Origin of the sequence: Bradyrhizobium tropiciagri, from assembly GCF_018130545.1 — a bacterium.
GTDB classification, from domain to species: domain Bacteria; phylum Pseudomonadota; class Alphaproteobacteria; order Rhizobiales; family Xanthobacteraceae; genus Bradyrhizobium; species Bradyrhizobium tropiciagri_A.
The window spans coordinates 751,036-776,742 of sequence record NZ_JAFCKF010000003.1 but is presented as its reverse complement, the minus strand read 5'-3'; the positions used below and the strand labels follow the sequence as shown (position 1 = coordinate 776,742).

Here is a 25,707-nt window from a genome sequence, read left to right as displayed (position 1 = left end):
TCCACTTTCATTGATCGATGGCTTCGTCGGTGCCCGCGCTGCTGGCGCGCCGATCGAACGCAACATATTCAGTCTGGATCAATATGACCGGTGCGCTTCCCATAGAACGAACTGCCGGCGCGCCGTCGTTTTCGAACAACAAGCTGTCGGTGCTACGCAAGCATCCCTACTTCGCCGATCTCGAGCCCGAGGCGTTCGATCAGCTCTGCCGCTATGCCAAGCACACGACGCTGAAGCGCGGCACGACGATTTTCTCGAAGGGCGATCCGGGCACCAGCCTGATCGCGGTGATTTCGGGCACGGTCAAGATCAGCATCTCGTCGCCGGATGGTCGCAACGCGATCCTGAACCTGATCGAGGCGGGCGAAATCTTCGGCGAGATCGCGCTGCTCGACGGCTTGTCGCGGACCGCCGATGCCACCGCCAACACCAATTGCGAGCTGTTCGTCATCGACCGCCGCGAGTTCATTCCCTTCGTGCGCAGCCAGCCGACGCTGGCGATGAAGTTCATCGAACTGCTGTGCGCGCGGTTGCGTTGGACCAGCGACCAGGTCGAGCAGGTGATCCTGCAGGACTTGCCCGGCCGTCTGGCGAGCGCGCTGCTACGCCTGAGCGACAAGCACAAGCCGCAGGGGCGTACCATCTCGATCACCCAGCAGGAGATCAGCGAGATGGTCGGCATGACTCGCGAGAGCATCAACAAGCAGCTCCGCGCATGGGCGACCCGCGGTTGGGTCAGGCTCGAGCATGGCGCGATCGTCGTGCTGAAGCCCGAGTCGCTGCAAGAGCTGGTCGACGCCGGGGCTGACGACGGCGAGTAGCCGCTTCGGCGGCTCAGCCCGCTCGGGGTTCACGAAGCGGTGAACCGGACAAAGCCTGTGAAACCATTCACATAGTCCTCGCGTGCCCTGCGGTAAGTGAACCCTCGGTGGATCACATCCGCAATGTGGAGGAATCCATGCAGGGCTCATTCGACAATCGAGGGCAGGACCCGAAGCACAACTACCAAAGCTTCAGCATCAAGCTGATCGCTTTGCCGATGCTGGTGATCGTTGCGCTGTTCGGGATGCTGGTCAGCCACCCCGCGGCAGTGAAATGGATATCGGACGCGGCGCAAGCGGAGTTCGCTGGAACTGAAGCCGTGTACGCCGATCCGGTGCCCAACGTCGCTGAGCCGGCACCCACGGCTCAGCCGCGCAATCAGATGCGGACGGTGAGAGCCTACTGATCGTCCTCACGCCGCAACACCGAGCAGCTTGGCCGCGGTCCGGCCGAGAATATTGGCCTTGTCGTCATCGCTCAGCGACGCGCAGGCGAAGATGTGGTCGACCGGCGCCAACTGCCACGGATAGGGATAGTCGCTGCCCAGCACGATCTGGCCGGCGCCAACCTGGGCAGCGAGATGCCGGATCGCCTCGGGCGTGAAGATCAGCGAGTCGAAATAGATCTGCTTGAGGTATTCGGTCGGCGCCTTCTGCAGCTTGATCTCCGGATTGCATCCCTTGGGTCCAACAAGGCAGGGATGGTCCGAGCGATCGGCGTAAGACGGAAGGTAGCCGCCGCCATGCGCGGCAATGATCTTCAATCCCGGGAAGCGGTCGAGCGTACCCTCGAAGATCAAATGAGAGAGCGCGATCGTGGTCTCCAGCGGATTGCCGATGGTGTTGCCGAGCCAGCCATTGCCTGACAGCCGCTTGTTGAGCTCGGGCACGCCCTGCGGGTGGATGAACAGGGGAACGCCGAGTTCCTCGGCCTTGGCCCATACCGGGTGAAACTTCGGGTCGGAGAATTCGACGCCGTCGACCACGCCGCCGATCGCCGCACCCTTCAGGCCCTGCTTCTTGACCGCAGTCTCCAGTTCCTGGACCGCAAGGTCCGGCGCCTGCAACGTCAGCGAGGCGAAGGCCGCGAAGCGCTCCGGTTTCGAGCCGCAGAGTTCGGCGAGCTTTTCGTTCTGGATCTTCACGATCTTTCCGGCCAGATCGCGATCGCGATCGTACCAGAACGGGTTGATCGACAGCACCTCCATGTCGACGGCCTGCGCATCCATCGCGGCCAGGCGCTTGTCGATCTCGATGAACGCTTCAGCGGCGCCGTTGACCGGCGGCAGTTGGTATTTTCCGGCGTCAGCGCCGAGCAGGGCGCCCGCCTCGCGGAAGTGGCAATGCGAATGAATGTCGATCGTCTTGACGCGCTTGCCGTCGATGCTGACCGGCAACTTTTGGCGCGATTGCTGCGCGTTCGCGTCGTGGACGAGCCCACAGCCGCAGAACACGATGCCTGCCGCCGCCGTTGCGCCCGCCTTCAGGAAATCCCGCCTTGTGGTCATGACGATCGCCTCCCTGTCTTGTTTTGTTATGGGCGGGGAGCGTAGGGATGCCGGCTTGCGGTCGCAAGATCACACGCTGTGCGTGTCGCGCAATGTTGATCTGCTCAGACCGGCTTGATGCCGGCCTTCGCGATGATGTCGCGCCATTTCGGCACTTCGTCCGCGATGCGTTTGCGCATGCCGTCGGGGCCGTTCGCCAGCACCTCGAAGCCATCATTGCGCAGCTGCTCGGCGATCTCTGGCCGCTTCAGGATCTCGATCGACTTCGCCGACAGCAACGCGACGGCGGAGGAGGGCGTATTCGCCGGTGCGAGAAAGCCCTGGAAGGTGTCGGAAACGAAATCTTTGTAGCCGAGCTCGATCATGGTCGGGACATCAGGCAAATCGAACCAGCGATGAGTTCCGGTGACGGCCAGCGCCTTCAGCGCGCCGGACTCGATGTGTGGATGGGCAGGCGGCAGCGCCGCAAAGGCAACCTGGGTGGTTCCGCTCAGGATCGCCTGGATCGCCGGGCCAGCGCCGGAGAACGGCACATGCGTCATCTGGATCCGACCGATGATCTTGAACAGCTCGCCCGCGAGATGCGGCGTCGTTCCGAGGCCCGGGCTCGCATAGTTCAGTTCGTCCGGATTGGCCTTGGCGCGCGCGATCAGATCGACAATCGAATTGATGCCGAGCTTCGGATCGACCAGGATCACGTTCGGTGACGTGCCGAGCTCGGCAATCGGCGCAAAGTCCTTGTCGGGGTCGTACGGGATTTTGGCGTAGAGGCCCGGATTGACGACATAGGCGCTTGACGTGATCAGCAGCGTATAGCCGTCAGGCTCGGCATGTGCCGCAATGCCGATCCCGATATTGCCGCCGCCGCCGGGACGGTTCTCCACCACAATAGTGCCGCCGAGCGCTTGGCCAAGATGAGTGCCGAGGATGCGGGCCATGATGTCGGTCGGTCCGCCCGGCGCGAACGGCACGATGATCTTGATCGGGCGTTCCGGATAGCCGGCGGCCCTGGCCTCGCCGATGAGGCCCGCGATCGCGAGCGCGCCACCGGCTTTCAGGATGGAACGCCGCGAGCGAGGGGCCGATTGGCTGCCTGTCATCGGACATCCCTCATCCGCATCGCGGCGCTAAAGATCGAATACCGCTACCGCGCGGATCGGCGATGCCGTGCCGTCGCGCCATTTCATCGGCAGGCCGATGAAGGTGAATGGTCCCTGACCAAGGAGGGTTTCGAGATTGCACAGGCTTTCGATGTGGGTGATGTCGAGGTCGAGGCAGGCCTTGTGAACCAGCAGGTTCTCGTCGCTGTCGGGGCCCGGGCGCATCGAGTCGATGCCGAAATGAACGATGCCTTGTTTCGCCAGCCACTCGGTGGCCGCGACATTCACGCCGGAATTCTCGGTCGAATATTCCTTGCGCGGAAACGTCCGCGCATGATGGCCGGTGCAGAGCAGGACGGTACCGCCGTTCGGGATCGGCCGTCCGGCCGCCTTCACGGCCGTTTCGAGATCGGATGGCGTGATCTCGGCACGCGGTGCGATGTGGCGGAGGTCGAGACAGATGCCCGGCACAATGCACTTCTCCAGCGGATATTCATTGATCGGGATACCGCTTGGGCCGAAGTGCCGGGGCGCATCGATATGGGTTCCACCGTGATCGGGCATCGAGATGAACATCGATGCCAGCCCATAGACATTGCGCGACTCCGCCAGGGCTTCCTCGTGGTTCTTCCACATTCCGTGCATGATCGGCGGATGGCCGGGATAGCTCGGCGTGCGATGATAGAGCTCTCGGCTCAGGTCGACGATCCTCACGATGGCTGCCCTTTCTTGACGGAGCTGGCGCAGGCGCGCTTCTACCCGCAATGCTGACGGGTTTGCCGTGCTTGCGCAAGATGCCGCTTGCGCTCAGTGCAGGACCTGGAGCTGCCGTGGCAGCCATAGCGAGATCTCAGGGAGATAGGTCACGCACATCAGGACAAAGAACATCACCGCGTAGAACGGCCAGATCTTGCGCATCACCTGCTCGATCGTGACCTTGCCGACCGCGCAGCCGACAAACAGGATCGCACCGACCGGTGGGTGGCACAGGCCGATGCCGAGATTGAGCAGCATGATCATCCCGAAATGGACCGGATCGACGCCGAAGTTCTTCATGACCGGCAACAGGATCGGCGTTGCGATCAGGATCGACGGCGCCATGTCGACGAGCGTGCCGAGCACCAGCAGCAACACGTTGATCAGCAGCAGGATGACGTATTTGTTGTCGGAGATCGACAGGAAGAAGGCGGTCATCTTTGCCGGCATCTGCGTCAGCGCCATGATGTAGCCGACGCTGGAAGCGCATGCGATCAGCGTCATCACCATCGCGACGGTGCGCAGCGTGCGATGCAGCAGCACCGGCAGATCGCGCCAGCGGTAGTCGCGATAGATGAACATGGTGACGAAGAACGCCCAGATGCAGGCGACGGCGCCGGCTTCGATGGCGGTGAAGATTCCGCCGAGAATGCCGCCCAGGATGATGACGAGGGTGATCAGGCCCCAGGCCGCATCGATGGCGATCCGGATGGCGTCCTTCGCCGGCACGGTCTGGCCGTGCGGATGCTTTTCGCGGTAGGCGACGGCCAGGCACAAAATGATCAGCGAGAAGCCGAGCAGCAGCCCCGGGAATACGCCGGCCATGAAGAGGGCGCTGATCGAGATCGTTCCGCCCGTCGCAAGCGAGTAGAGCACCGCATTGTGGCTCGGCGGCACCAGCAGCGCCTGCACCGAGGAGGTGATCGTCAGATTGGTCGCGAATACGCGCGGATAGCCGTTCTTTTCCATCTGCGGGATCATCACCGAGCCGATCGCGGACGTATCGGCGACCGCCGATCCGGAAATGCCGCTCAGGAATGTCGTCGCCAGCACGTTGACGATCGAAAGGCCGCCACGCAGGCGGGTCAGTCCGACCAGCACGTCGGCAAACGCAACCAGGCGTCGGGCCATGCCGCCCTCCGCCATGATCGCGCCGGCCAGCACGAAAAACGGGATCGTCAGCATCGCGACCTTGCTGACGCCGTCCGAGATCTTCAGCATCACCGCTTCCAGGGGGATGCCGATCCACAAGGCGCCGACGATAGCCGCCATCGCCAGCGAGTAGGCGATCGGCATGCCGACCAGGAAGCAGAGCAGCATGGTCGCGAGCAGGATGGAGATATCCATGGTTGCTTCCCGTGGTCAGTCGATCGATGCGTCGCGATGCGGGCCGATCGGATCGGGCGGCGCACCCAGAAAAATCCGCTCGATGATGAACAGCAGCAGGCAGGCGCCGCCGATCGGGATCGGAAGATAGGTGACGCCGACCGACAACGACGGGAAGTCGGCGATAGTGTTGTACCAGGTCACCTCGACGAGCCGGGTGCCCCAGATGATCATGAACAGCGCGATCAGCCCCATCAGCAGCTGGACGACGAGGTCCGCGAGATTGCGCAGCGGGTCAGGCAGCTTGCCGGCGAAATATCCGACGTTCATGTGCAGGTTGAGCCGATAGCCGGCGGCCGCACCGATGAACGTCACGACGATGGTGAGCAGCACCGCGAGCGGCTCGGGCCAGGATGCTGCGCTGTTCAGCACATAGCGGGTGAACACCGCCCAGGGGATGACTGCAGAAATCAGTACCAGCGCCGCACAGCCTGTGATGACGCAGGCAAGGTACAGATAGTCCATCGCGCGGCGATATGATCCGGCCATATCCTTGTCCTGTCAGTTGTCGGTGTCCGGTTGACGCCGCGTCAGGCCGACTGGATACGCCCGATCATGTCCTGGTATTTCGGGCCATACTTGTCCCACACCGGTTTGACCGCGTTCTGGAATGGCGTCTTGTCCGCGATCTCGATGATCTCGCACCCGGCGGCCTTCGCCTTGTCCATCGCCTGCTGCTCGTAGGTGTTCCAGAGCCCGCGCTCTTCCATCTGTGCTTCGCGGGCAAGCTTTTTGATCAGCGTCTGGTCATCGGCCGAGAGCGCAGACCAGGCTCGCTTCGAGAACACCAGCACCTCGGGTACGATCAGGTGCTCGGTGAGCGAAAAGTGCTTCGCCGCGGTGTAGTGATTGCTGAAGACGTAGCTCGGCGGATTGTTCTCGGCGCCGTCGATAACGCCGGTCTGCAGCGCGCTGAACACCTGGTCGTAGCCCATCGCGACGCCATTGCCGCCAAGCGCGTTCATCATGTCGATGAAGATCGGGTTGCCGATCACGCGGAACTTGAGGCCCTTGATGTCGGCGATCGTCTTGATCGCGCGCTTGGTGTTGTAGAGGCTGCGCGCTCCGGAATTCATCCAGCACAGCGCAACCAAGCCTGCATTCGGGCTCGCCGTGATCTTGTCCAGCAACTCCTGGCCGATCGGGCCATCCATCATCCGCTCGGCATGAGCCATATGCTTGAACAGGAAGGGCATGTTGACGACGTTGATGTCGTCGACGATGGGGCCGATCGAGCCCGCGCTGACGCGCAGCATCTGGATTGCGCCGATCTGGGTCTGCTCGATGGTTTCCTTCTCACCGCCGAGCTGCATCGAGGGGAACATCTGCACCGACAAGCGGCCTTTGGTCGCCTCCGCGAGCTTCTTGCCGAGATTTTCCGTCGCGACCACGGTCGGGTAGCCAGGCGGCTGGACGTCCGATGCCTTCAACACCGCCTTCGACTGGGCGAGGGCCGTCTGCGTCGAGGTCGCCGCGACCGCGCCGAGGCCGGCAGCGATCTTGATGACGTCGCGGCGGTTGAGCCGGCCATCGCGGTGCTGCGCTCGATCAGGTGGGTTCATGTTGTTTCCTTCCAAAACTGTCTGGCCGGTGTCCGGCCGCGGTCATGTCGGCTCGCTTCGCTGGTCGAAGAATTCCGGATTGTTGTGTTGGGTGGCGGAGATGTCGGCCAGCAGCCGTTCGAGATGGGTGACCATCGCGGCGCCGGCGGATGTGGCGTCGCGCGCCTCGATCGCGGTCATGATGGCTTCATGCTCTGCGATGACCTCGGCCATCCGCCCGCGCTGGGGCAGGGTGAGGCGTCGGAAGCGGTCGACGTGAACTTTGACCTGCAAGATCAGTTTCCAGATGCCGGGGTGTCCGGCAACGTCGGCGATGGCTGCGTGAAAGGCTTCGTCGGCCTGATGGAATGCCTCGCGATCCCCGGCCGTCCCAGCCTCGCGCTGGCGTTCGAGGATCGCATGCAGGCCGAGGATCTGGCTGGAGCTGGCGCACTCGGTCGCCATCCGCGTCATGGTTTCCTCCAGCGATCTGCGGACGATGATCGCCTCGGGCAGGGCAGCGAGTGGGATGCGCGACACGAAGATGCCGGACTGCGGAAAAATTTCGACCAGGCCCTCGTCCGACAGCCGCAGGATGGCTTCCCGCACCGGTGTCCGGCTGACGCCATAGGAGCGCGCAATCTCGGTCTCGAGGATCGGGTCGCCCGGCTTGCGCTGTAATGAGACGAGTTCGGCGCGCAGCTCAGCATAGATTCGGGCGGCCGCTGTTGCAGCCCGTGGGCGGCCGGTCCGCCGGTGGCCGGCGCGGTTACGAAGCTCGGACTTTTTCGGTGAGCGGGCCGGCATTGTTGCTCCCAAAATTGATATATTAGTATATGAATCGATCGTGGAAGGCAAACGCGCATCGCTCGCATCCGGGGGGCTCATGACCGACTACCGCAAGCTGTTTGATCTCACCGGCAAGACCGCCGTGGTTTTGGGCGCCGCCTCGGGTATCGGCAAATCATCTGCTGAAGCATTGGCGTCGCTCGGCGCACGCGTGCTGTGTGCCGATCGCACGCTGGATGGCGCGGATGCGACGGCTGCTGCGATCTGCGAGCAGGGCGGATCGGCCACGGCCGCCGCTTGCGATGCTGCTGACCGTACCGATGTCGAGGCGCTGGCGGCGAAGGCGCAGGCGGAATTTCAGCGCGTGGACATCGCGGTGACGACGCCGGGGCTGAACATCCGCAAGACCATCCTCGATTACACCGAGGAGGATCTCGACCGCGTCATCAATCTCAATATCAAGGGCACGGTGTGGTTCTTCCAGGCCTTCGGCCGGATCATGGTCGCGCAGCAGGGCGGCAGCCTGATCGCCTGCTCCTCGGTGCGCGCGGTGACGATCGAGCCGGGGCTTGCGGTCTATGGATCGACCAAGGCAGCAATCGGTCTTCTGGTGAAGGGCTTCGCGTCCGAGGTCGGGCGGTCCGGCGTCCGCGTCAACGCGATCGCGCCGAGCATCGCGGAGACCGCGCTGACCGGCCCATTCAAGCAACGGCCCGATATCTACAATCTCTATGCCGGCCACACCGTGTTCAATCGCTGGAGCAGCGCCGACGAGGTCGCCACTGCTGTCGCCTACCTTGCATCTGATGCGGCGAGCTATGTCAGCGGCAGCACGCTGTTCGTCGATGGCGGCTGGACCGCGGTCGATGGCCCGCCGACGGGCCTCACGCAGCTGGCGCGCTGAGATGAGAGGGTGATTCAGCCGGAGACGAAGCCAACCCGGTTGCGTAGCTCCGACGTCGCCGGCGAGGTCAGCAGCGCGATCAAGCGTTGTGCCTGAGATGCGGCCGACGCCTGCGTCGCAACGGCGGCGGTGTACATGGTCGCTAGCCCGCATCCTGGCGGCAAGGTGCCCGACAGCACGACGCCCATTGTACTGATGATCTCGGTCGATTGCGTGCAGCCGATCGGTCGCCGGTCATTGGACTCGGCCAGATGCCGCATCGCCGTCGCGCCGTTTGGAAAGACCTTCAGCCGGTCCGTAACGACATCAGCGATGGCGAGTTGTGCAAGCACCTTAGCGACGTGAATGCCGGCGGTCGAGGCCTGGATATCCGGCACGAAGATCGCGTCCGCCGCAAGCAACTCCGCGCGCAGGCTGGCTGCATCCTCAGCGCGCGCCAGCGGATCGCCTGTGCGAACGGCGAGGGCGGTTTCAACGCGGCCGATGTCGGTGATCGACGACCGCGCAACGAGTCCTTCATCAGCAAGCGTCGCGATCAGGGCCGCGGTGAGGATGACGATATCGGTCGGAACGCCGGCGCGCAGTCTGTCGGCCATGGCTCCGACCGCACCGAAATCGCCGGCAATGCCGAGGCCGGTTTCAGATTCGAATGCCGGTCCGAGGCTGCGCACCAGGCCCTGCGCCGCGCCTCCGCTCAGGATGTTCAACGTCTTCATGTCCGCTGTTCCATTTGCCACGTCCTGCCGCAGCTCGCTTATTGGGCCTTGTCCAGCCGTTTGACGACGTCTGCCCACTTCACGATATCGGCGCGCAGGAAACTGTCGAATGCCTCCGGCGTCATCGGCATCGGCATCGCGCCTTGCGTGGCCCAAAGCTTCTCGACGTCCGGCCGTTTGATCGCGGCGTTGACGGCCGTGTTGAGCTTGTCGATGATCGGCTTCGGTGTCCCCGCCGGGGCCATCAGGCCAAGCCAGATCGTCGCCTCGTATCCGGCAACGCCGGCCTCGATCACGGTCGGAACGTCTGATAGCACCGTCGAGCGCGTCTTGCCGGTTGTTGCCAGTGCCCGCACCTGGTGTTCGGCGACATTCGGCGCCATCGCCGGAACGGCATCGATCATCATCTGGACCTGACCGCCGATGATGCCGCTGCGGGCTTCGCCACTGTTGCGATAGGGCACGTGCACGATGTCGATCCCGGCCATGGCTTTGAACAATTCGCCGGCCATGTGATACGGCGTGCCTTGACCGGACGAAGCATAGTTCAACTTTCCGGGCTGCGCCTTTGCAAGCGCGATGAATTCCTGCAGCGTCTTCGCCGGCACATCGGGGTGGACCACGATCACGAGGTCCGACGTGTTCAGCGATGCGATCGGCGTCAGATCGCGCATCAACTCATATTTGCGCTGCGGCACCAGCGATTCATTCGCGGTCTGGGTGTTCGACATCATCAGAAGGGTGTAGCCGTCGGCCGGTGCCTTGGCGACCTCGAGCGTGCCGATCACGCCGCCGGCGCCGGTGCGGTTCTCGACCACGAAGGGCTGGCCGAGACCTTCCTGCAGGATGCTGCCGATCTGCCGCGCCACGACGTCGGCCGGTCCGCCGGGACCAAAAGGAACGATGATCCTGACCGGCCGCGCCGGGTAGTCCTCGGCGGCCGCATGCGGGCCCGAGACGGACACGCTCAGCAACGCGGCGACGAACACCAAGGCGCACCGAAAGCCCGCCATCGATCGTTTCCCCCAACTTTAGTCTTGTTTCTTGGCGAGAAGTCTAGCTGCAACCTGAAGCGTCTGTCGACGACAGACTCCGTTTTCGCGCATCGGAATAAGGGCGGGAAGACGGTGTAGCCAACTTCGCCACGGAGTGCGGGGAATCATATGAGGAAACATCCTGGGCTATCGCGCCGCGCGATGCTGAAGGGCACCAGTGCCGTGCTGGCAGGGGCCGCTTTTTCAACGCGCGTGATGGCCGCCGCGCCGCCTGCGGAACCGGTGACGCCGACATTGATCGAGGCGGCGAAGAAAGAGGGGCAGGTCGTCTATTACACCTCGACCGATCTGCCGGTCGCGGAGAAATTGGCGAAGGCGTTCGAAGCCAAATACGCGGGTGTCACCGTGCGTGTTGAACGCACCGGCGCGGAGCGCGTGTTCCAGCGGGTCGGCCAGGAATATTCCAGCAACATTCACGCCGTTGACGTCGTCAACTCCTCCGATGCCGCGCATTTCATCGTGTGGAAGCGTGACGGCATTCTGGCGCCCTATGTCCCGGAGGAGGTCGCACGATTCTATCCGGAGGAGCATCGCGATCCGGACGGTCAGTTCGCGAGCTTCCGGGTCTGGCTGTCGATCATTGCCTACAACACCAATCTGGTGAAGGCCGAGGAGGCGCCGAAGAGCTTTGCCGATCTGCTCGACCCGAAATGGAAGGGCAAGATCGTCAAGGGGCATCCCGGCTATAGCGGCACCATCATGACCGCGACCTATCAGATGCAGCGCGATCTCGGCTGGAGCTTCTTCGAGCAGCTTGCCAAGCAGAACATCATGCAGGTGCAGTCCTCGACCGATCCACCCAAGAAGCTCGATCTCGGCGAACGCGCTGTCATGGCCGACGGCAACGAGTACAACATCTTTCAGATGAAAGAGATGGGCCGCCCGGTCGAGCCCGTCTACGCCACCGAAGGGTCACCGCTCATCGTTGGCCCGAATGGCATCTTCAAGGACTGTCCGCATCCGAATGCCGCCAGGCTGTTCCAGTCCTTCGCGCTTAGCCGCGAGGGGCAGCAGCTCAACATCGAGATCGGCGGCCTCAGGTCGGTCCACGCGCAGGTCCCGGAGAAGGCCGGACGCAAGCCGCTGAAGGACATCAAGACGATGAAGGATGATCCTGCCGCGGTGGAGCGGGAAGGGGATGCGATCAAGGCGCGCTACACCCGCATCTTCCGCGTTTGACTTGTGGATGGGGGATAGCAGGCCGGTCTCGGCGCTTGCCGCATGGCTCATGCGCCGTTTTCGCCCGGACTGGGTCAATAATGCCCCTCGGCGGAGCGGGCGTTTGATGTTACCAATCTCGCCATGAACCAGCATGCCAAGGTCGATATCCGCCATTCCACCTGTCCGCACGACTGCCCTTCGGCATGTGCGCTCGATGTTGAAGTCATCGAGGGACGATCGATCGGCAGGGTCCGCGGCTCCAAGCAGCAGACTTATACGGCCGGCGTGGTCTGCGCCAAGGTGGCGCGCTATGCGGAGCGGATTCATCATGCCGAACGGCTGATGTATCCGATGCGCCGGACCGGGCCGAAGGGCTCGGGCCAGTTCGCGCGGATTTCCTGGGACGAGGCGCTGGACGAGATCGCGGCGCGGTTCGACGCCGCCGAGCGCGAGTTCGGCGCTGAATCGGTGTGGCCCTATTACTACGCGGGCACGATGGGGCTCGTGATGCGCGACGGCCTCAACCGGCTGTCGCATGTGAAGAAGTATTCGCGCTTCTACGGCACGATTTGCGCAACCATCGCGCGCATCGGCTTTGCCGCCGGGACCGGCAAGATCGCCGGCGTCGATCCGCGCGAGATGGGCGTCTCCGACCTCGTCGTGATCTGGGGCACCAATCCGGTGAACACCCAGGTCAACGTAATGACGCATGCCTCGCGCGCGCGGAAGGAGCGCGGCGCGAAGATTGCGGCGGTCGACGTCTACAACAACGAGACCATGAAGCAGGCCGACATCAAGATCCTGCTGCGGCCGGGGACCGATGGCGCGTTCGCCTGCGCCGTGATGCACGTGCTGTTCCGCGAGGGATTTGCCGATCGCGAGTACCTGGCGCGCTACACCGATTGCCCCGACGAACTGGAAGCGCATCTGAAGACGCGGACGCCGGAATGGGCCTCGGCGATCTCGGGCGTGCCGGTCGAGGAGATCGAGGCGTTCGCGCGGCTGGTCGGAACCACCAAGCGCTCGTTCTTCCGTCTGGGCTATGGCTTCACCCGCAGTCGCAACGGTGCAGCGCAGATGCACGCTGCAACCTGCATTCCCGCGGTTACCGGTGCCTGGCAGTACGAGGGCGGCGGCGCGTTCTTCAACAATGCGGGAATCTGGCGCTTCGATGAGTCGATCATCGAAGGCCACGACGCGATCGATCCCTCGACGCGGGTGCTCGATCAGTCGAAGATCGGTCGTATCCTGACCGGCGATGCCGAAGCGCTACGCGGCGGCGGTCCGGTCAAGGCGATGCTGATCCAGAACACCAATCCGATGACGGTGGCGCCCGAGCAGGCGCTGGTGCGCCAGGGCTTTGCCCGCGAGGATCTGTTCGTCGCGGTGCACGAGCAGTTCATGACCGAGACGGCGCAGATGGCCGATATCGTGCTGCCGGCGACGATGTTCATGGAGCACGACGACCTCTATTACGGCGGCGGCCATCAGCACATCTCGGTTGGCCCCAAGCTGATCGATCCGCCCGGCGAGTGCCGCTCCAATCACGAGGTGATGCAGGGGCTCGGCCGTCGGCTCAACGCCGTGCATCCCGGCTTCGACATGACGCCGCGCGAATTGATCGATGCGACGCTGAAGAAGAGCGGGCACGGCGATATCGATACGCTCGAGGCCGAGCTGTGGCGCGACCTGCAACCGGATTTCCGCACCTCGCACTATCTCGACGGCTTTGCCCACGCCGACAAGAAATTCCACTTCAAGGTCGAGTGGGGCAAGGTGCCGGTCGGGACCGGCGGGCTGATGGGCGCCTGGGACAAGATGCCCTCGCTGCCCGACCACTGGACCATCATCGAGCAGGCGGACGCACAGCATCCGTTCCGGCTCGCGACGTCGCCGTCGCGCAGCTTCCTCAACACCAGCTTCAACGAAACGCCGTCGTCGCAGGCCCGCGAGGGCGCGCCGACCGTGATGATCCATCCCGATGATGCGGCCGCGCTCTCGATCGCCGATGGCGAGGCGGTGACGCTCGGCAACATGCGCGGCGAGACCACGTTGACTGCAAAACTGTTCGATGGGGTGCGCCGCGGCGTGCTGATCGCGGAATCGATTCACCCGAATAAATCCCATATCGGCGGCCGCGGCATCAACATGCTGACCGGGGCGGAGGCCGTCGCGCCGCTCGGCGGCGCCGCGTTCCACGACAACAAGGTCTGGATCAGGAAGGCGCAGGCCGCCGCTTAAATCCTGCTTGCAGTCGGCGCCGATCCTGCCGCAAATGTGGGCTGACAACAGCACACAGGCAAGAAACAGGCGGGAAACATGACCGACAACAGCGTCCTCTTGGAAAAGCGCGGGCAGGCGTACTGGATCACCATCAACCGCCCGGACAAGCGCAACGCGCTCAATGCCGGTGTGATCGCGGGTATCGCAAAGGGCTATCGCGAGGCGCATGACGACAAGGACGTGCGCGTCATCGTGCTGACCGGCGCGGGTGACAAGGCGTTCTGCGCCGGCGCTGATCTGCAGAACAGCGGCGCGGCATTCTCGATGGATTTCTCGCGACCCAATGTCGACTACGCCGATCTGCTGCGGCTGTCGCAGAACGCCACAAAACCCGCGATCGCGCGGGTCGGCGGCGTCTGTATGGCCGGCGGCATGGGACTGCTGTGCATGACCGACATGGCGGTCGCCGCCGATGGCGTGATCTTCGGCCTGCCTGAGGTGAAGGTCGGCGTGTTTCCGATGCAGGTGCTGAGCCTGCTGCAATCGATCGCCCCCGCACGTCTCATCAACGAATGGGCGCTGACCGGCGAGCCGTTCGACGCCAAGGCTGCCCAGGCCGCGGGCCTGCTCAACTATGTCGTGCCGGCGGCGGAGCTCGACGCCAAGGTCGATTGGCTGATCGGCCGCATCGTCGACAAGTCACCGACCGCGATCCGGCGCGGCAAATACGCCATGCGCGCGATCGCTGCGATGTCGTTCGACGAAAGCATCGCCTACACCGAAAGCCAGATCGCGCTGCTTGCGATGACCGAGGACGCCAAGGAAGGCCTCAAGGCTTTCGGCGAGAAGCGCAAGCCGACCTGGACCGGGCGCTGAGGCATCACCGGGCGTGTTCACGGCGGCCGCGTGCGGCCGCCGCAGGTCCGCACGATCAAAACATCGAAAACAACCCCATGCAAAGTAGCCGACGGCGGCTGGCGTTCGACAAGGCCGCTTGACACGTCGGGCAACTCAGTGCTTTATTTCCATTATTCCGAAATTGTGCAGTCTTGCTCGCAACGACCCGTCTGGGAAGAGTCGGAACGCATGATGCATTCCGGTGATGGGCCTCCGCGAACGCAACCATTTCCGCTTAGGCGGAGACAGCCCCTCACTCCAACCCTCTCCCCGTAAGAATGGGGCGAGGGGGCGCGGTGCCGTCGCGGCGGCAATTCGACTAAATCGATTGCGCTCTAGCCCGCGTTGGCCTTCAGGCCTGCGGCCTCGATGCCGGCCACGGCGCAGATCTCGTCATTGTCAGAGGTATCACCGCTGACGCCGACAGCGCCGAGCAGAGTGGCGCCGTCCATGATCAGCACGCCGCCGGGGACCGGCACCAGCCGGCCCTGCGCCAGCGTGTTCACGGAATCGATGAAGTAGGCCTGCTCCTGCGCACGCTGAAACAGTGCCCGCGATCCCATGCCGAGCGCCAGCGCGCCATAGGCTTTGCCATGAGCGATCTCGGCCCGCATCAGGCTGGTGCCGTCCTGCGCCGCGATCACCTTCACCGCCCCGCGCGCGTCGAGGATGGTGACGACCAGCGGCTTCAGCTTCTTCTCGACGCCCTTGGCGAGGGCGGCATCCAGAATCTTGCGGGCGGTGTCGAGAGTGAGCTCAGCCATGGGCCTCTTCCTTTATCGATTGATCTGAATTGGATTTCGCACGTTTCAGGCTCATCGCCAATACGCTGGCGACATGCAGCGGCGTGCGGCCGCTGCCGTCCTTGATCTGGTGCCGGCAGGAGGTGCCGTCGGCCACGATCAGCGTGTCCTGATCGGTAGCTCTAACCGCCGGGAGTAGCGACAGCTCGGCCATCTCGATCGAGGCCTGATAGGTGTCGGCGCCGTAGCCGAACGCGCCGGCCATGCCGCAACAGCTCGATTCAATCGTCTTGACCTCGAGCCCCGGCACCAGCCGCAGCACCTTCTCCACCGGCTTGAACGCGCCGAAGGATTTTTGGTGGCAATGGCCGTGCACGACGGCCTTGCCGGCAACTGCGCCGAGCGGCAACGCCAGTCGTCCGGCTTCAGCTTCGCGCACCAGGAATTCCTCGAACAGCAGAGCGTGTGCGCTGACGCTCTTCGCGGCGTCATCCGAACGCAGCGACAGCAGCTCGTCGCGCAAGGTGAGAAGGCAGCTCGGCTCCAGTCCGATGATCGGCACGCCGCGCGCTGCGAACGGCGCGTAGGTCGCAACCAGCCGGTCGAGCTCCGCACGGGCCTGCTCGACCAGTCCGGCCGACAGGAAGGTGCGGCCGCAGCACGGCGGCCGGGCGCCGTCCGATGGTTTGGGCAGATGCACGCGATAGCCGCCGGCAACGAGCACCTCGATCGCGGCGTCGAGGTTCTCTCGCTCATAACCGCGGTTGAACGTATCGGCGAACAGCACCACTTCGCGGCCGTCAGCCGGACCCAGCACGGTGGCGTCGGGCCGGAACGTGTCGCGGCGAAATTCCGGCAACGCACGCTTGGCGCTGATGCCGGCGAGCTTCTCGAACAGCGCGCGCAGCAACGGGCTGCGGTTGCGCCAGTTCGCGATCGGCGCGAAGCGTGAGGCGAGATCGACATAGTGCGGCAGATAGCCGACCAGCCGGTCGCGCAGCGACAGGCCGTGCGTTGCGGCGCGCGCCGCCAGCACCTCGATCTTCATCTTGGCCATGTCGACGCCGGTGGGGCATTCATGGCGGCAGGCCTTGCAGGAGACGCAGAGCTTCAGCGTGTCCATCATCTCGTCGGAGGCCAGCGCATCGGGCCCGAGCTGGCCCGAGATCGCAAGCCGCAGCGTATTGGCGCGGCCGCGGGTGACGTCCTTTTCATTGCGGGTCGCACGATAGGACGGACACATCACGCCGCCTTCGAGCTTCCGGCAGGCGCCGTTGTTGTTGCACATCTCGACGGCGCCCTGGAAACCACCGCCAGCGCCGGGATAGGCCGACCAGTCCAGCACCGTCTTCAGATCCTTGACGCGGTAGTCCGGCGAAAAGCGAAACAGCGAGCGGTCGTCCATTTTCGGCGGGTCGACGATCTTGCCGGGATTGAGCGTGTTGCCGGGATCGAAGCGCTGCTTGACCTCGCGGAAATCGGCGACGATGCGCTGCCCGAACATGGTCTCGTGGAATTCCGAGCGCACCAGGCCGTCGCCATGCTCGCCGGAATGCGAGCCCTTGTATTCGCGCACCAGCTCGAAGGCTTCCTCGGCAATGGCGCGCATTGCCTTGACGTCCTTCTCGAGCTTGAGATTAAGCACCGGGCGCACATGCAGGCAGCCTTCGGAGGCGTGCGCATACATCGTGCCGCGGGTGCCGTGCTTCGCAAATACCGCATTGAGCCGTTCGGTGTAGTCGGCGAGATGCGGCAGCGGCACCGCGCAATCCTCGACGAAGGAGACCGGCTTGCCCTCCTGCTTCATGGACATCATGACGTTGAGGCCGGCGGCGCGGAAATCGGCGATACCGGTCTGCAGCGCGGGCTCGACGATCTCGACCACGCCGCCCCATTTGCGTTGCGGCTTGTCCCAGCCGAAGCCGAGATCGCCCATCAGCGCACCGAGCTGCTTGAGGCGCGCGAGATTGTCGGCCTGATCTTCCTCGGCGAACTCGACCACCAGGATCGCATCGGGATCGCCGCGCACGGCGGCCGAAATGATCGGCTGGAACATCGCGATCTCGCGGCCAAGCGCGATCATGGTGCGATCGACCAGCTCCACAGCAATGGGCCGCAGCTTGACCAGATGCTGGGCCGCATCCATCGCCTCGTAGAAGCTGCCGAAATGGCAGACGCCGAGCGCCTTGTTGCGGATCACAGGCCACAGCTTCAGCTCGACCTGCGTCGTGAAGGCGAGGGTGCCCTCGGAGCCGACCAGAAGATGCGCCATGTTGTTCGGCGCGTTGCGAGGCACCAGCGCGTCGAGGTTATAGCCGCCGACGCGGCGCTGTACCTTGGGGAATTTGTCCGCGATCTCGGCCGCCTCGCGCTCGCCGAGATCGAGCATGTCGCGGAACAGCTTCAATCCGCTGTCGGACGCATTGATCCGCGTCAGGTCGCGCGGCACCTCGCCGAAATGCAGCAGCGTGCCGTCGGCGAGCGCGGCATCCATCGACAGCGTGTTGTCGCGCATCGTGCCGTAGCGCAGCGAGCGGCCGCCGCAGGAGTTGTTGCCGGCCATGCCGCCGATCGTGGCGCGCGACGCGGTGGAGACGTCGACCGGAAACCACAGCCCGTGCTTCCTGAGTTGCCGGTTAAGGTCGTCGAGCACGATGCCGGGCTCGACCACGCAGGTTCGGTTCTCGACGTCGAGCGAGACGATCCGGTTCAGGTGCTTGGAGAGATCGACCACGATGCCGTCATTGACGGTCTGGCCGCATTGCGAGGTGCCGCCGCCGCGCGGGGTGACGATCCGCCCGGCGTCGCGGGTGATCGAAAGCGTCCGCAGCGCCTCATCGATGGTGCGGGGCACCACCACGCCGGCGGGCATGATCTGGTAGAACGAGGCGTCGGTCGCGTAGCGGCCGCGATTGAAGGCGTCGAAGAAGACGTCGCCGGTCAGTTCGGACCGCAGGCGCTGTTCGAGCGAGGAGGCGTTCTTCATCCCAGATCCGATGTGATCCATGGCGCGATGCTGGCGCCTGCTCGTGGATTATGCATTCTCTCGATTTGAGAATTACATTATGAATTCAAAATGGGCAAGGATCGCGATCCCCTGGCGATTCCTTTGCTGTCCTTTGGGCTCACCCTTTAGTCGCCCTGAGGCGTCGTTTCCAGATTGGTGTCCTGGCCTTCCGCGAGGTGATCGATCGCCGCCGATCGCTTGTTGCGCAGGTGCTGGAACAGGATATCGCTGAGCTCGCTTGCCGCGCGCCGGCGCAGCGCATCGAGGATCGCCTCGTGCTCGCGCATCGCCTCGCCCCACCGTTGCCGCTTGCGGGCGAAATTGGCCGAATAGCGCACCCGGCGGATCCGGCCGGCGAAATTGGCGTAGGTCGTCTTCAGCGTTTCGTTGCGCGCGGCCGCGACGATGCTTTCGTGAATCTGCTGGTTGATTTGGAAATAGCCGTGCATGTCGCGGTGCAGATAGTGGCCGTACATCTCGTAATGCAGCCGCTCGATCGCGGCGATTTCCTCGTCGGTGATCAGCTCGCAGGCCAGTCGTCCGGCCAGGCTCTCGAGCCCTGCCATCACGTCGAACAATTCCTCGAGGTCGCGCTGGCTGAGCTGGCGCACCCGCGCGCCGCGGTTGGGCAACAGTTCGATCAGGCCTTCGGCGGCCAGCACCTTGAGCGCCTCACGCAGCGGCGTCCTCGAGATCCCGAGCATTTCGCAGAGCTGTCGTTCGGGAACGCGGGCACCTTCGGGAATGTTGCCTTCCACGACATAGTCGCGCAGCCGCAGCAGCACCTCGCCATGCAGCGAGGCCTCCTGGCGGTCGTTGGCATTGCCGGCGGTTGGCGGGGTGATCGGAACCCCGGTCTCGGGAATCGCGGATTTCATATTCTGAACAATAATTTGCCGGCGCGGTCGCGTCGATCTCCACAATCGAATACCAAATTTGGATTGAAAAGACAAAAAATGAATGCAAAAATGGAGGCCGAAGGGTCGAAATCCGGCGATTAGGAGGATCTCATGCATCAAGGGCGCCATTTTCTGCAGATTCCCGGGCCAAGCCCGGTCCCGGATCGCATTCTTCGCGCGATGGACATGCCGGTCATCGACCACCGCAGTGCCGAATTCGGCGAGCTCGGCCGGACGGTGCTGGAGGGCAGCGCCAGGATCTTCCAGACCAAAGGCCCGGTGGTGATCTTCCCGTCGTCGGGCACCGGCGCGTGGGAAGCCGCGATCGTCAACACGCTGTCGCCCGGCGACAAGGTGTTGATGGTCGAGACCGGCCACTTCGCCACGCTGTGGCGCCAGCTCGCCGGCCGCTTCGGCATCGAGGTCGACTTCGTCCCCGGCGATTGGCGCCGCGGCGCCGACCCCGCCCAGATCGAGGCCAAGCTCGCAGCCGACACCGCGCACAGCATCAAGGCGGTGATGGTGGTCCACAACGAGACCTCGACCGGTGCGACCAGCCGGATCGCGGATATCCGCGCCGCCATTGATCGCACGTCGCATCCGGCGCTGCTGATGGTCGACACCATCTCTTCGCTGGGTTCGGTCGATTACCGGCACGACGAGTGGAAGGTCGATGTCAGCGTCAGCTGCTCGCAGAAGGGCTTCATGCTGCCGCCCGGCCTCGGCTTCAACGCGATCTCGGACAAGGCCCGCGCCGCGTCGCGCAGCAACAAAATGCCGCGCTCCTATTTCGACTGGGAGGAGATGCTGAAGCCGAACGCCAAGGGCTTCTTCCCCTATACGCCGGCGACGAACCTGCTCTACGGGCTGCGCGAGGCGATCGCGATGCTGCTGGAGGAGGGGCTCGACAAGGTGTTCGCCCGCCATCAGCGGCTGGCCGCCGCAACGCGAGCCGCGGTCAACCAATGGGGGCTCGAGGTGCTGTGCCAGGAGCCTTCGGAGTTCTCGCCGGTGCTGACTGCGGTGTTGATGCCGCCCGGCCATGACGCCGATCAGTATCGCCAGGTCGTGCTCGAAAACTTCAATATGTCGCTCGGCTCCGGCCTGTCGAAGGTCGCCGGCAAGGTGTTCCGCATCGGTCATCTCGGCGAGTGCAACGAGCTGACCTTGCTCGGCGCGCTCACCGGCGTCGAGATGGGATTGTCGATCACCGGCGTGCCGCACCGCTCCGGTGGTGTCGAGGCGGCGATGCGGCTGCTGGAGCAGCGCGATCAGCGCAACGCGTCGCATCTGAAAGTCGTCGGCACGTAGCAGCCGGCGTCAACGAACTCAGAAAAATCACGGAGGGGAGGGGATATGAGGCTTCGGTTCAAGGCCACCCATGTCGTGTTGGCCATGCTCTGCGTGATGTATTTCATCACCTATGTGGACCGGGTGAACATCGGCACCGCGGCTGGCGATATCCAGAAGGAGCTGGGTCTTTCCAATACCCAGCTCGGTCTGGTGTTCTCGGCCTTCGCCTATCCGTATCTGCTGTTCCAGGTGATCGGCGGCTGGGTGGGCGATCGGTTCGGGCCGCGCCAGACGTTGTTCTGGTGCGGCATGATCTGGGCTGCGGCGACCATCATGACCGGCTTCGTCCATGGTCTTGCCGCGCTGTTCGTCGCGCGCTTTGCGCTGGGGTTCGGCGAAGGCGCGACGTTCCCGACCGCGACGCGCGCCATGCAGTACTGGACGCCTGCCAACCGGCGCGGCTTCGCGCAGGGCCTGACGCATTCTTTCGCGCGGCTCGGCAATGCCATCACCCCGCCGGTTGTCGCGCTCCTGATCCTCTGGCTGACCTGGCGCGGCGCGTTCATCGCGCTCGGCTTCGTCAGCCTGATCTGGGGCATCGTGTGGGTCTGGTACTTCCGCAACGAGCCGCGCGACCATGGCGCGATCACCGCGGCCGAGCTCGCGACATTGCCGCCGCGGCCGAAAGGAGAGCGGCCGAAGGTGCCGTGGGGACCGCTGCTGCAACGGATGTGGCCGGTGACCCTGACCTATTTCTGCTACGGCTGGTGCCTGTGGCTGTATCTCAACTGGCTGCCGCTGTTCTTCAAGAACAACTACAGCCTCGATCTGAAGAACTCGGCGCTGTTCGCATCCGGCGTGTTCTTTGCCGGCGTGATCGGCGACAGCATCGGCGGCGTCATCTCCGACCGCATCCTCGAACGCACGGGCAATGTGCGTCTGGCGCGGCTCAGCGTGACCATCGTCGGCTTCGCCGGCGCGCTGCTGTCGCTGATGCCGATCCTGTTCGTTCACGACATCACGGTGGTCGCGATCTGCCTGTCGGCCGGCTTCTTCTGCGCCGAGCTCGTGATCGGCCCGATGTGGTCGATCCCGATGGACATCGCACCGAAATATTCCGGCACCGCCGCGGGGCTGATGAACACCGGCTCGGCCTTCGCGGCCATCGTCTCGCCGCTGGTTGCCGGCTTCGTGATCGATGCCACCGGCAACTGGTACCTGCCGTTCCTGATGTCGATGGGCCTGTTGCTGCTCGGCGGCTTCTCGGCGTTCCTGATGCATCCCGAGCGGCCGTTCGAGGAGACCGGCGAGCTGGCCGCGCCGGGAAAGGTGGTGCCTGCCGAATGAGGCGCTGCCGGCTCCGGCCGAGCGCCTTCAGATATGCATGACGGACCCCCGCCGGGCCTAGGACAAACCCGGCGAATAGTGATATGCGAGCGGCTTACCAAGACCAAGGCAAGACCGGGAAGGACGCTCATGACCGTGCATACTGGAAGGCATTTTCTGCAGATTCCGGGACCGACGAACGTGCCGGACCGAGTCTTGCGGGCGATGGACATGCCGACCATGGATCATCGCGGCGCCGAATTCGCCGAGATCGGTTTTGCCGTGCTTTCGGCGATGCAGCGGGTGTTCCGCACCAAGCAGCCGGTGATCATCTATCCCTCGTCGGGGACCGGCGCTTGGGAAGCCGCGATCGTCAACACGCTGCAGCCCGGTGACAAGGTGCTGATGTGCGAGACCGGGCAGTTCGCCATGCTGTGGCACGGCATTGCCGACAAGTTCAAGCTCGACGTCGATTTCATTGCCGGCGACTGGCGCCATGGTGCCGACCTCGAGCAGATCGAGGCCAGGCTGTCCGCCGACAAGGCGCACAAGATCAAGGCGGTCTGTGTGGTCCATAATGAGACCTCGACCGCCTGCGTCACCTATCCGCGCGACGTGCGCAAGATCCTCGATACGCTGAAGCACCCGGCGCTCTTGATGGTCGACACCATCTCCGGCCTCGGCTCGCTCGAATATGAGCACGACGCCTGGGGCATCGATGTCTCGATCGCCGGCTCCCAGAAGGGGCTGATGCTGCCGCCCGGCCTCGGCTTCAATGCCGTGTCGGAGAAGGCGTTGGCGGTGGCCAAGGCCAATCCGGGCATGCGCTCCTATTGGGACTGGCAGGAAGTCATCAACATCAACAAGGCCGGCACCTGGCCCTACACCCCCGCCACCAACCTGCTGTTCGGCCTGCGCGAAGCCGTCAAGATGCTGGAGGAAGAGGGGCTCGATAACGTGTTCGCCCGCCACAAGCGCCACAGCGAAGCGACCCGCGCCGCGATCAAGGTCTGGGGCCTGGAGACGCAGTGCCAGGAGCAGGGCGCGCATTCGCCGGCGCTGACCGCGGTGCGCGTGCCTGACGGCCATGACGCCGACCACTTCCGCAAGGTCGTGCTGGATAATTTCGACATGTCGCTCGGCACCGGCCTCAACAAGGTCAAGGGCAAGGTGTTCCGGATCGGCCATATCGGCCATTTCAACGACCTGATGCTGATGGGCACGCTGTCCGGCGTCGAGATGGGTCTCGATCTCGCCAAGGTGCCGCATCGCGCTGGCGGCGCGCAGGCCGCGATGGAGGTCCTCAAGGACCACGCGGCTGCGCACACGCCGAAAGCTGCCGTCGCCTAGCAATTTGCATCAAGAACAGAAAGAGCGAGACATGAACGCGCCCGTCACTTCGACCGAAGACCTGATCTATTCCGTCGAGGACGGGATCGCGCGCATCACGTTCAACCGGCCACAGGCGCGCAATGCGCTGACCTTTGCGATGTACGAGCAGATGGCTTCGATCTGCGAGAGCATCAATCAGGATCACTCGATCAAGGCGCTGATCATGACCGGTGCCGGCGACAAGGCGTTCGCCTCGGGCACCGACATCTCGCAGTTCCGGGCGTTCAAGACCGCCCAGGATGCGCTCGACTATGAGGCGCGGATCGACCGCGTGCTGGGAACGCTCGAACAGTGCCGCGTGCCTGTGATCGCGGCGATCGCCGGCGCCTGCACCGGCGGCGGCGCCGGAATCGCTGCCTGCTGCGACATTCGCATCGGCACCGAGGCGACACGGATCGGCTTCCCGATCGCGCGCACGCTCGGCAACTGCCTGTCGATGTCGAACATCTCGCGGTTGGTGTCGCTGATCGGTCCGGCGCGGACCAAGGACCTGATCTTCAAGGCGCGCCTGGTCGAGGCGCCGGAAGCGCTGGCGCTCGGGCTGTTGAACGAAGTCGTTCCCGACGTGGAGACCTTGCAGCGCCGCGCCACCGAGACGGCGAAGCTCGTCGCCGGCCATGCGCCGATCACGCTCGAGGTGACCAAGGAAGCGGTGCGCCGCATCCGCCGCACGCTGTCGCGCGAGGAAGGCGAAGACCTGATCCTGCGCGCCTATATGAGCGAGGATTTCCGCGAAGGCATGGACGCCTTCCTCAACAAGCGCGCGCCGAACTTCAAGGGCAAGTAGCGGCTGCGAGAGGCTTGGGAGGCGGAGGCTCGCTAAACGAGTTCTCCGTCGTCATTCCGGGGCCTGCGAAGCACGGCGTAAGGCAGCAAGACTCGGACGATTCATGTCGCGAGAATGCGGATGTACGGCCCATCGGCCGCGCAACATACTCGCTGTCGTCCCGGCGAAGGCCGGGACGACGATGGTGTATGCCGCGCCAGTGAGACTCCATTCGCAATGACGCGCCCACCTCATTCCAAAGTCATACGCCATGCGGCAGTTCGCGGCTTGAACTCACCCTTATTCTCGGCACAATGCCGCGAGCTCTCCGCTACGCAGGTTTTGCCAAGCCGAACAAATAGATAGGGAAGAAACACGTGGGACAGATTGTAAAAACCACGGCTGCAATCGCGGCCCTCTTGCTGAGCACGCCGGCGTTTGCCGGCTGGGAGCCGAGCAAGCCGGTCGAGATCGTGGTTGCGGCCGGCGCCGGCGGCGCCTCCGACCAGATGGCGCGTATGATGCAGGCGGCGATCCAGAAGAATAATCTGATGAAGCAGCCGATGGTGGTGTCGCTGAAGGGCGGTGCGTCGGGTGCGGAAGCGCTGATGTACATGAAGTCCAGCGAGGGCGATCCCAACAAGGTGCTGATCGCCTATTCGCTGATCTACATGCTGCCGCTGTCGGCCAAGATCCCGTTCAACTGGCGCGACCTGACGCCGGTGTCGGTGATTGCGCTCGACCAGTTCGTGCTGTGGGACAACGCGTCGGGTCCGAAGACCGTGAAGGAGTTCATCGATGCCGCCAAGGCAGCGAGCGCGCCGTTCAAGATGGGCGGCACCGGCTCCAAGCGCGAGGACCACGTGCTGACCGTGTTCATGGAGCAGAAGACCGGCGCGAAATTCTCCTATCTGCCGTACAAATCCGGCGGCGAGGCCGCGACCCAGTTGGTCGGCGGCCACACCGAATCCAACGTCAACAATCCCAGCGAGAACCTCGAAGTCTGGCGCGCCGGACAGGTTCGCGCGCTCTGCGTGTTCGACAAGGAGCGGATTTCTTACAAGACCAAGGTCACCGACACGCAATCCTGGAACGACATCCCGACCTGCAAGGAGGAGGGGCTGGACGTGCAGTATCTGATGCTGCGCGCGATGTTCCTGCCGGGCAAGGTCACCCAGGAGCAGCAGGCATTCTACGTCGACCTGTTCCAGAAGGTGACGCAGACGGCTGAATACAAGGACTACATGGAGAAGCAGGCGTTGAAGCCGATCTTCCTCACCGGCAAGGACATGGTCGAATTCCTCGAGGATGACGACAAGCAGAATGCCGCGCTGATGAACGCGGCGGGTTTTGTCGCGAAATAGGTCTGCCACTGGCGCCGACACATGCATCGACCGGGATGTGTCGGCGGCCGCAGGGCATGC

23 protein-coding genes are annotated in these 25,707 nt (G+C 63.9%); 11 read left to right on the top strand and 12 right to left on the bottom strand.

Going from position 1 to position 25,707, the window contains the following annotated elements; all coding sequences use genetic code 11:
* Positions 1 to 83 precede the first annotated feature (83 nt).
* Positions 84 to 821, top strand: coding sequence for a Crp/Fnr family transcriptional regulator (locus JQ616_RS16380; RefSeq protein WP_212015881.1), 738 nt, complete (start codon positions 84 to 86; stop codon positions 819 to 821).
* Between the two features lie 137 nt (positions 822 to 958).
* Positions 959 to 1,228: a hypothetical protein gene (locus JQ616_RS16375; protein ID WP_212015879.1), complete on the top strand. Its 270-nt coding sequence runs from the start codon at positions 959 to 961 to the stop codon at positions 1,226 to 1,228.
* 6 nt (positions 1,229 to 1,234) lie between these two features.
* Here the strand turns inward: JQ616_RS16375 and JQ616_RS16370 are convergent, their stop codons facing one another.
* The 7 genes from JQ616_RS16370 to JQ616_RS16340 form a co-directional block, all read right to left on the bottom strand.
* Positions 1,235 to 2,329 (bottom strand): amidohydrolase family protein, encoded by a 1,095-nt coding sequence (locus JQ616_RS16370; RefSeq protein ID WP_212015877.1) that lies wholly within the window; start codon positions 2,327 to 2,329, stop codon positions 1,235 to 1,237.
* Positions 2,330 to 2,433: 104 nt separating this feature from the next.
* A complete protein-coding gene (locus tag JQ616_RS16365) occupies positions 2,434 to 3,429 on the bottom strand; it encodes a Bug family tripartite tricarboxylate transporter substrate binding protein (protein WP_212015874.1) in 996 nt (331 codons plus the stop codon).
* Between the two features lie 27 nt (positions 3,430 to 3,456).
* A complete protein-coding gene (locus JQ616_RS16360; RefSeq protein WP_212015872.1) occupies positions 3,457 to 4,143 on the bottom strand; it encodes a cyclase family protein in 687 nt (228 codons plus the stop codon).
* Positions 4,144 to 4,236: 93 nt separating this feature from the next.
* Positions 4,237 to 5,532 (bottom strand): TRAP transporter large permease, encoded by a 1,296-nt coding sequence (locus JQ616_RS16355; protein ID WP_212015870.1) that lies wholly within the window; start codon positions 5,530 to 5,532, stop codon positions 4,237 to 4,239.
* A 15-nt stretch (positions 5,533 to 5,547) separates the two neighbouring features.
* Complete coding sequence (locus tag JQ616_RS16350; protein WP_212015868.1) at positions 5,548 to 6,060, bottom strand: TRAP transporter small permease; 513 nt, start codon at positions 6,058 to 6,060, stop codon at positions 5,548 to 5,550.
* A gap of 41 nt (positions 6,061 to 6,101) precedes the next feature.
* Positions 6,102 to 7,133, bottom strand: coding sequence for a TRAP transporter substrate-binding protein (locus tag JQ616_RS16345; protein WP_212015866.1), 1,032 nt, complete (start codon positions 7,131 to 7,133; stop codon positions 6,102 to 6,104).
* A gap of 42 nt (positions 7,134 to 7,175) precedes the next feature.
* Entirely contained in the window at positions 7,176 to 7,919 is a 744-nt protein-coding gene (locus JQ616_RS16340; RefSeq protein ID WP_212016338.1) for a GntR family transcriptional regulator, read from the bottom strand.
* A gap of 79 nt (positions 7,920 to 7,998) precedes the next feature.
* On the opposite strand from JQ616_RS16340, the gene JQ616_RS16335 reads away from it, so the two are divergent.
* Positions 7,999 to 8,805, top strand: a complete 807-nt coding sequence (locus tag JQ616_RS16335; protein WP_212015865.1) for an SDR family NAD(P)-dependent oxidoreductase — start codon at positions 7,999 to 8,001, stop codon at positions 8,803 to 8,805.
* A gap of 14 nt (positions 8,806 to 8,819) precedes the next feature.
* Here the strand turns inward: JQ616_RS16335 and JQ616_RS16330 are convergent, their stop codons facing one another.
* Both JQ616_RS16330 and JQ616_RS16325 read right to left on the bottom strand, forming a co-directional pair.
* Entirely contained in the window at positions 8,820 to 9,521 is a 702-nt protein-coding gene (locus tag JQ616_RS16330) for a molybdate ABC transporter substrate-binding protein (RefSeq protein ID WP_212015864.1), read from the bottom strand.
* 38 nt (positions 9,522 to 9,559) lie between these two features.
* A complete protein-coding gene (locus tag JQ616_RS16325) occupies positions 9,560 to 10,534 on the bottom strand; it encodes a Bug family tripartite tricarboxylate transporter substrate binding protein (protein WP_212015863.1) in 975 nt (324 codons plus the stop codon).
* A gap of 150 nt (positions 10,535 to 10,684) precedes the next feature.
* Here JQ616_RS16325 and JQ616_RS16320 point away from each other — a divergent pair, with 150 nt between their 5' ends.
* The 3 genes from JQ616_RS16320 (at position 10,685) to JQ616_RS16310 (ending at position 14,836) form a co-directional block, all read left to right on the top strand.
* Positions 10,685 to 11,755: an ABC transporter substrate-binding protein gene (locus tag JQ616_RS16320; RefSeq protein WP_249136812.1), complete on the top strand. Its 1,071-nt coding sequence runs from the start codon at positions 10,685 to 10,687 to the stop codon at positions 11,753 to 11,755.
* Positions 11,756 to 11,878: 123 nt separating this feature from the next.
* Positions 11,879 to 13,978, top strand: coding sequence for a molybdopterin oxidoreductase family protein (locus tag JQ616_RS16315; RefSeq protein WP_212015862.1), 2,100 nt, complete (start codon positions 11,879 to 11,881; stop codon positions 13,976 to 13,978).
* Between the two features lie 78 nt (positions 13,979 to 14,056).
* The gene (locus tag JQ616_RS16310) at positions 14,057 to 14,836 is read left to right on the top strand and encodes an enoyl-CoA hydratase/isomerase family protein (RefSeq protein WP_212015861.1); all 780 of its coding nucleotides are present in this window, start codon (positions 14,057 to 14,059) and stop codon (positions 14,834 to 14,836) included.
* A 356-nt stretch (positions 14,837 to 15,192) separates the two neighbouring features.
* Here the strand turns inward: JQ616_RS16310 and JQ616_RS16305 are convergent, their stop codons facing one another.
* The 3 genes from JQ616_RS16305 to JQ616_RS16295 all read right to left on the bottom strand — a co-directional run bounded on the left by JQ616_RS16305 (position 15,193) and on the right by JQ616_RS16295 (position 19,485).
* Positions 15,193 to 15,621 (bottom strand): GlcG/HbpS family heme-binding protein, encoded by a 429-nt coding sequence (locus tag JQ616_RS16305; protein ID WP_212015860.1) that lies wholly within the window; start codon positions 15,619 to 15,621, stop codon positions 15,193 to 15,195.
* Positions 15,614 to 18,586 carry an FAD-binding and (Fe-S)-binding domain-containing protein gene (locus tag JQ616_RS16300; RefSeq protein ID WP_212015858.1) on the bottom strand — a complete coding sequence of 991 codons (2,973 nt, stop codon included), beginning with the start codon at positions 18,584 to 18,586 and terminating at the stop codon, positions 15,614 to 15,616. Before JQ616_RS16300 ends, JQ616_RS16305 begins: the two co-directional genes overlap by 8 nt.
* A gap of 146 nt (positions 18,587 to 18,732) precedes the next feature.
* Positions 18,733 to 19,485: a GntR family transcriptional regulator gene (locus JQ616_RS16295; protein ID WP_212015856.1), complete on the bottom strand. Its 753-nt coding sequence runs from the start codon at positions 19,483 to 19,485 to the stop codon at positions 18,733 to 18,735.
* Between the two features lie 132 nt (positions 19,486 to 19,617).
* Here JQ616_RS16295 and JQ616_RS16290 point away from each other — a divergent pair, with 132 nt between their 5' ends.
* The 5 genes from JQ616_RS16290 to JQ616_RS16270 all read left to right on the top strand — a co-directional run bounded on the left by JQ616_RS16290 (position 19,618) and on the right by JQ616_RS16270 (position 25,647).
* A complete protein-coding gene (locus JQ616_RS16290; RefSeq protein ID WP_212015854.1) occupies positions 19,618 to 20,817 on the top strand; it encodes a pyridoxal-phosphate-dependent aminotransferase family protein in 1,200 nt (399 codons plus the stop codon).
* A 45-nt stretch (positions 20,818 to 20,862) separates the two neighbouring features.
* A complete protein-coding gene (locus JQ616_RS16285) occupies positions 20,863 to 22,146 on the top strand; it encodes an MFS transporter (protein WP_212015852.1) in 1,284 nt (427 codons plus the stop codon).
* Positions 22,147 to 22,275: 129 nt separating this feature from the next.
* A complete protein-coding gene (locus JQ616_RS16280) occupies positions 22,276 to 23,475 on the top strand; it encodes a pyridoxal-phosphate-dependent aminotransferase family protein (protein WP_212015850.1) in 1,200 nt (399 codons plus the stop codon).
* A gap of 31 nt (positions 23,476 to 23,506) precedes the next feature.
* Positions 23,507 to 24,304 carry an enoyl-CoA hydratase/isomerase family protein gene (locus tag JQ616_RS16275; RefSeq protein ID WP_212015848.1) on the top strand — a complete coding sequence of 266 codons (798 nt, stop codon included), beginning with the start codon at positions 23,507 to 23,509 and terminating at the stop codon, positions 24,302 to 24,304.
* 365 nt (positions 24,305 to 24,669) lie between these two features.
* The gene (locus JQ616_RS16270) at positions 24,670 to 25,647 is read left to right on the top strand and encodes a Bug family tripartite tricarboxylate transporter substrate binding protein (RefSeq protein ID WP_433995980.1); all 978 of its coding nucleotides are present in this window, start codon (positions 24,670 to 24,672) and stop codon (positions 25,645 to 25,647) included.
* The last annotated feature ends 60 nt before the right edge of the window (positions 25,648 to 25,707 follow it).

What these genes read in the sequence shown, in the direction of transcription:
- JQ616_RS16380 (WP_212015881.1), top strand. Translation starts at nt 84, where the DNA reads ATGACCGGTGCGCTTCCCATAGAACGAACTGCCGGCGCGCCGTCGTTT.
- JQ616_RS16375 (WP_212015879.1), top strand. Translation starts at nt 959, where the DNA reads ATGCAGGGCTCATTCGACAATCGAGGGCAGGACCCGAAGCACAACTAC.
- JQ616_RS16370 (WP_212015877.1), bottom strand. Translation starts at nt 2,329, where the DNA reads ATGACCACAAGGCGGGATTTCCTGAAGGCGGGCGCAACGGCGGCGGCA.
- JQ616_RS16365 (WP_212015874.1), bottom strand. Translation starts at nt 3,429, where the DNA reads ATGACAGGCAGCCAATCGGCCCCTCGCTCGCGGCGTTCCATCCTGAAA.
- JQ616_RS16355 (WP_212015870.1), bottom strand. Translation starts at nt 5,532, where the DNA reads ATGGATATCTCCATCCTGCTCGCGACCATGCTGCTCTGCTTCCTGGTC.
- JQ616_RS16350 (WP_212015868.1), bottom strand. Translation starts at nt 6,060, where the DNA reads ATGGCCGGATCATATCGCCGCGCGATGGACTATCTGTACCTTGCCTGC.
- JQ616_RS16345 (WP_212015866.1), bottom strand. Translation starts at nt 7,133, where the DNA reads ATGAACCCACCTGATCGAGCGCAGCACCGCGATGGCCGGCTCAACCGC.
- JQ616_RS16340 (WP_212016338.1), bottom strand. Translation starts at nt 7,919, where the DNA reads ATGCCGGCCCGCTCACCGAAAAAGTCCGAGCTTCGTAACCGCGCCGGC.
- JQ616_RS16335 (WP_212015865.1), top strand. Translation starts at nt 7,999, where the DNA reads ATGACCGACTACCGCAAGCTGTTTGATCTCACCGGCAAGACCGCCGTG.
- JQ616_RS16330 (WP_212015864.1), bottom strand. Translation starts at nt 9,521, where the DNA reads ATGAAGACGTTGAACATCCTGAGCGGAGGCGCGGCGCAGGGCCTGGTG.
- JQ616_RS16325 (WP_212015863.1), bottom strand. Translation starts at nt 10,534, where the DNA reads ATGGCGGGCTTTCGGTGCGCCTTGGTGTTCGTCGCCGCGTTGCTGAGC.
- JQ616_RS16320 (WP_249136812.1), top strand. Translation starts at nt 10,685, where the DNA reads ATGAGGAAACATCCTGGGCTATCGCGCCGCGCGATGCTGAAGGGCACC.
- JQ616_RS16315 (WP_212015862.1), top strand. Translation starts at nt 11,879, where the DNA reads ATGAACCAGCATGCCAAGGTCGATATCCGCCATTCCACCTGTCCGCAC.
- JQ616_RS16310 (WP_212015861.1), top strand. Translation starts at nt 14,057, where the DNA reads ATGACCGACAACAGCGTCCTCTTGGAAAAGCGCGGGCAGGCGTACTGG.
- JQ616_RS16305 (WP_212015860.1), bottom strand. Translation starts at nt 15,621, where the DNA reads ATGGCTGAGCTCACTCTCGACACCGCCCGCAAGATTCTGGATGCCGCC.
- JQ616_RS16300 (WP_212015858.1), bottom strand. Translation starts at nt 18,586, where the DNA reads ATGAAGAACGCCTCCTCGCTCGAACAGCGCCTGCGGTCCGAACTGACC.
- JQ616_RS16295 (WP_212015856.1), bottom strand. Translation starts at nt 19,485, where the DNA reads ATGAAATCCGCGATTCCCGAGACCGGGGTTCCGATCACCCCGCCAACC.
- JQ616_RS16290 (WP_212015854.1), top strand. Translation starts at nt 19,618, where the DNA reads ATGCATCAAGGGCGCCATTTTCTGCAGATTCCCGGGCCAAGCCCGGTC.
- JQ616_RS16285 (WP_212015852.1), top strand. Translation starts at nt 20,863, where the DNA reads ATGAGGCTTCGGTTCAAGGCCACCCATGTCGTGTTGGCCATGCTCTGC.
- JQ616_RS16280 (WP_212015850.1), top strand. Translation starts at nt 22,276, where the DNA reads ATGACCGTGCATACTGGAAGGCATTTTCTGCAGATTCCGGGACCGACG.
- JQ616_RS16275 (WP_212015848.1), top strand. Translation starts at nt 23,507, where the DNA reads ATGAACGCGCCCGTCACTTCGACCGAAGACCTGATCTATTCCGTCGAG.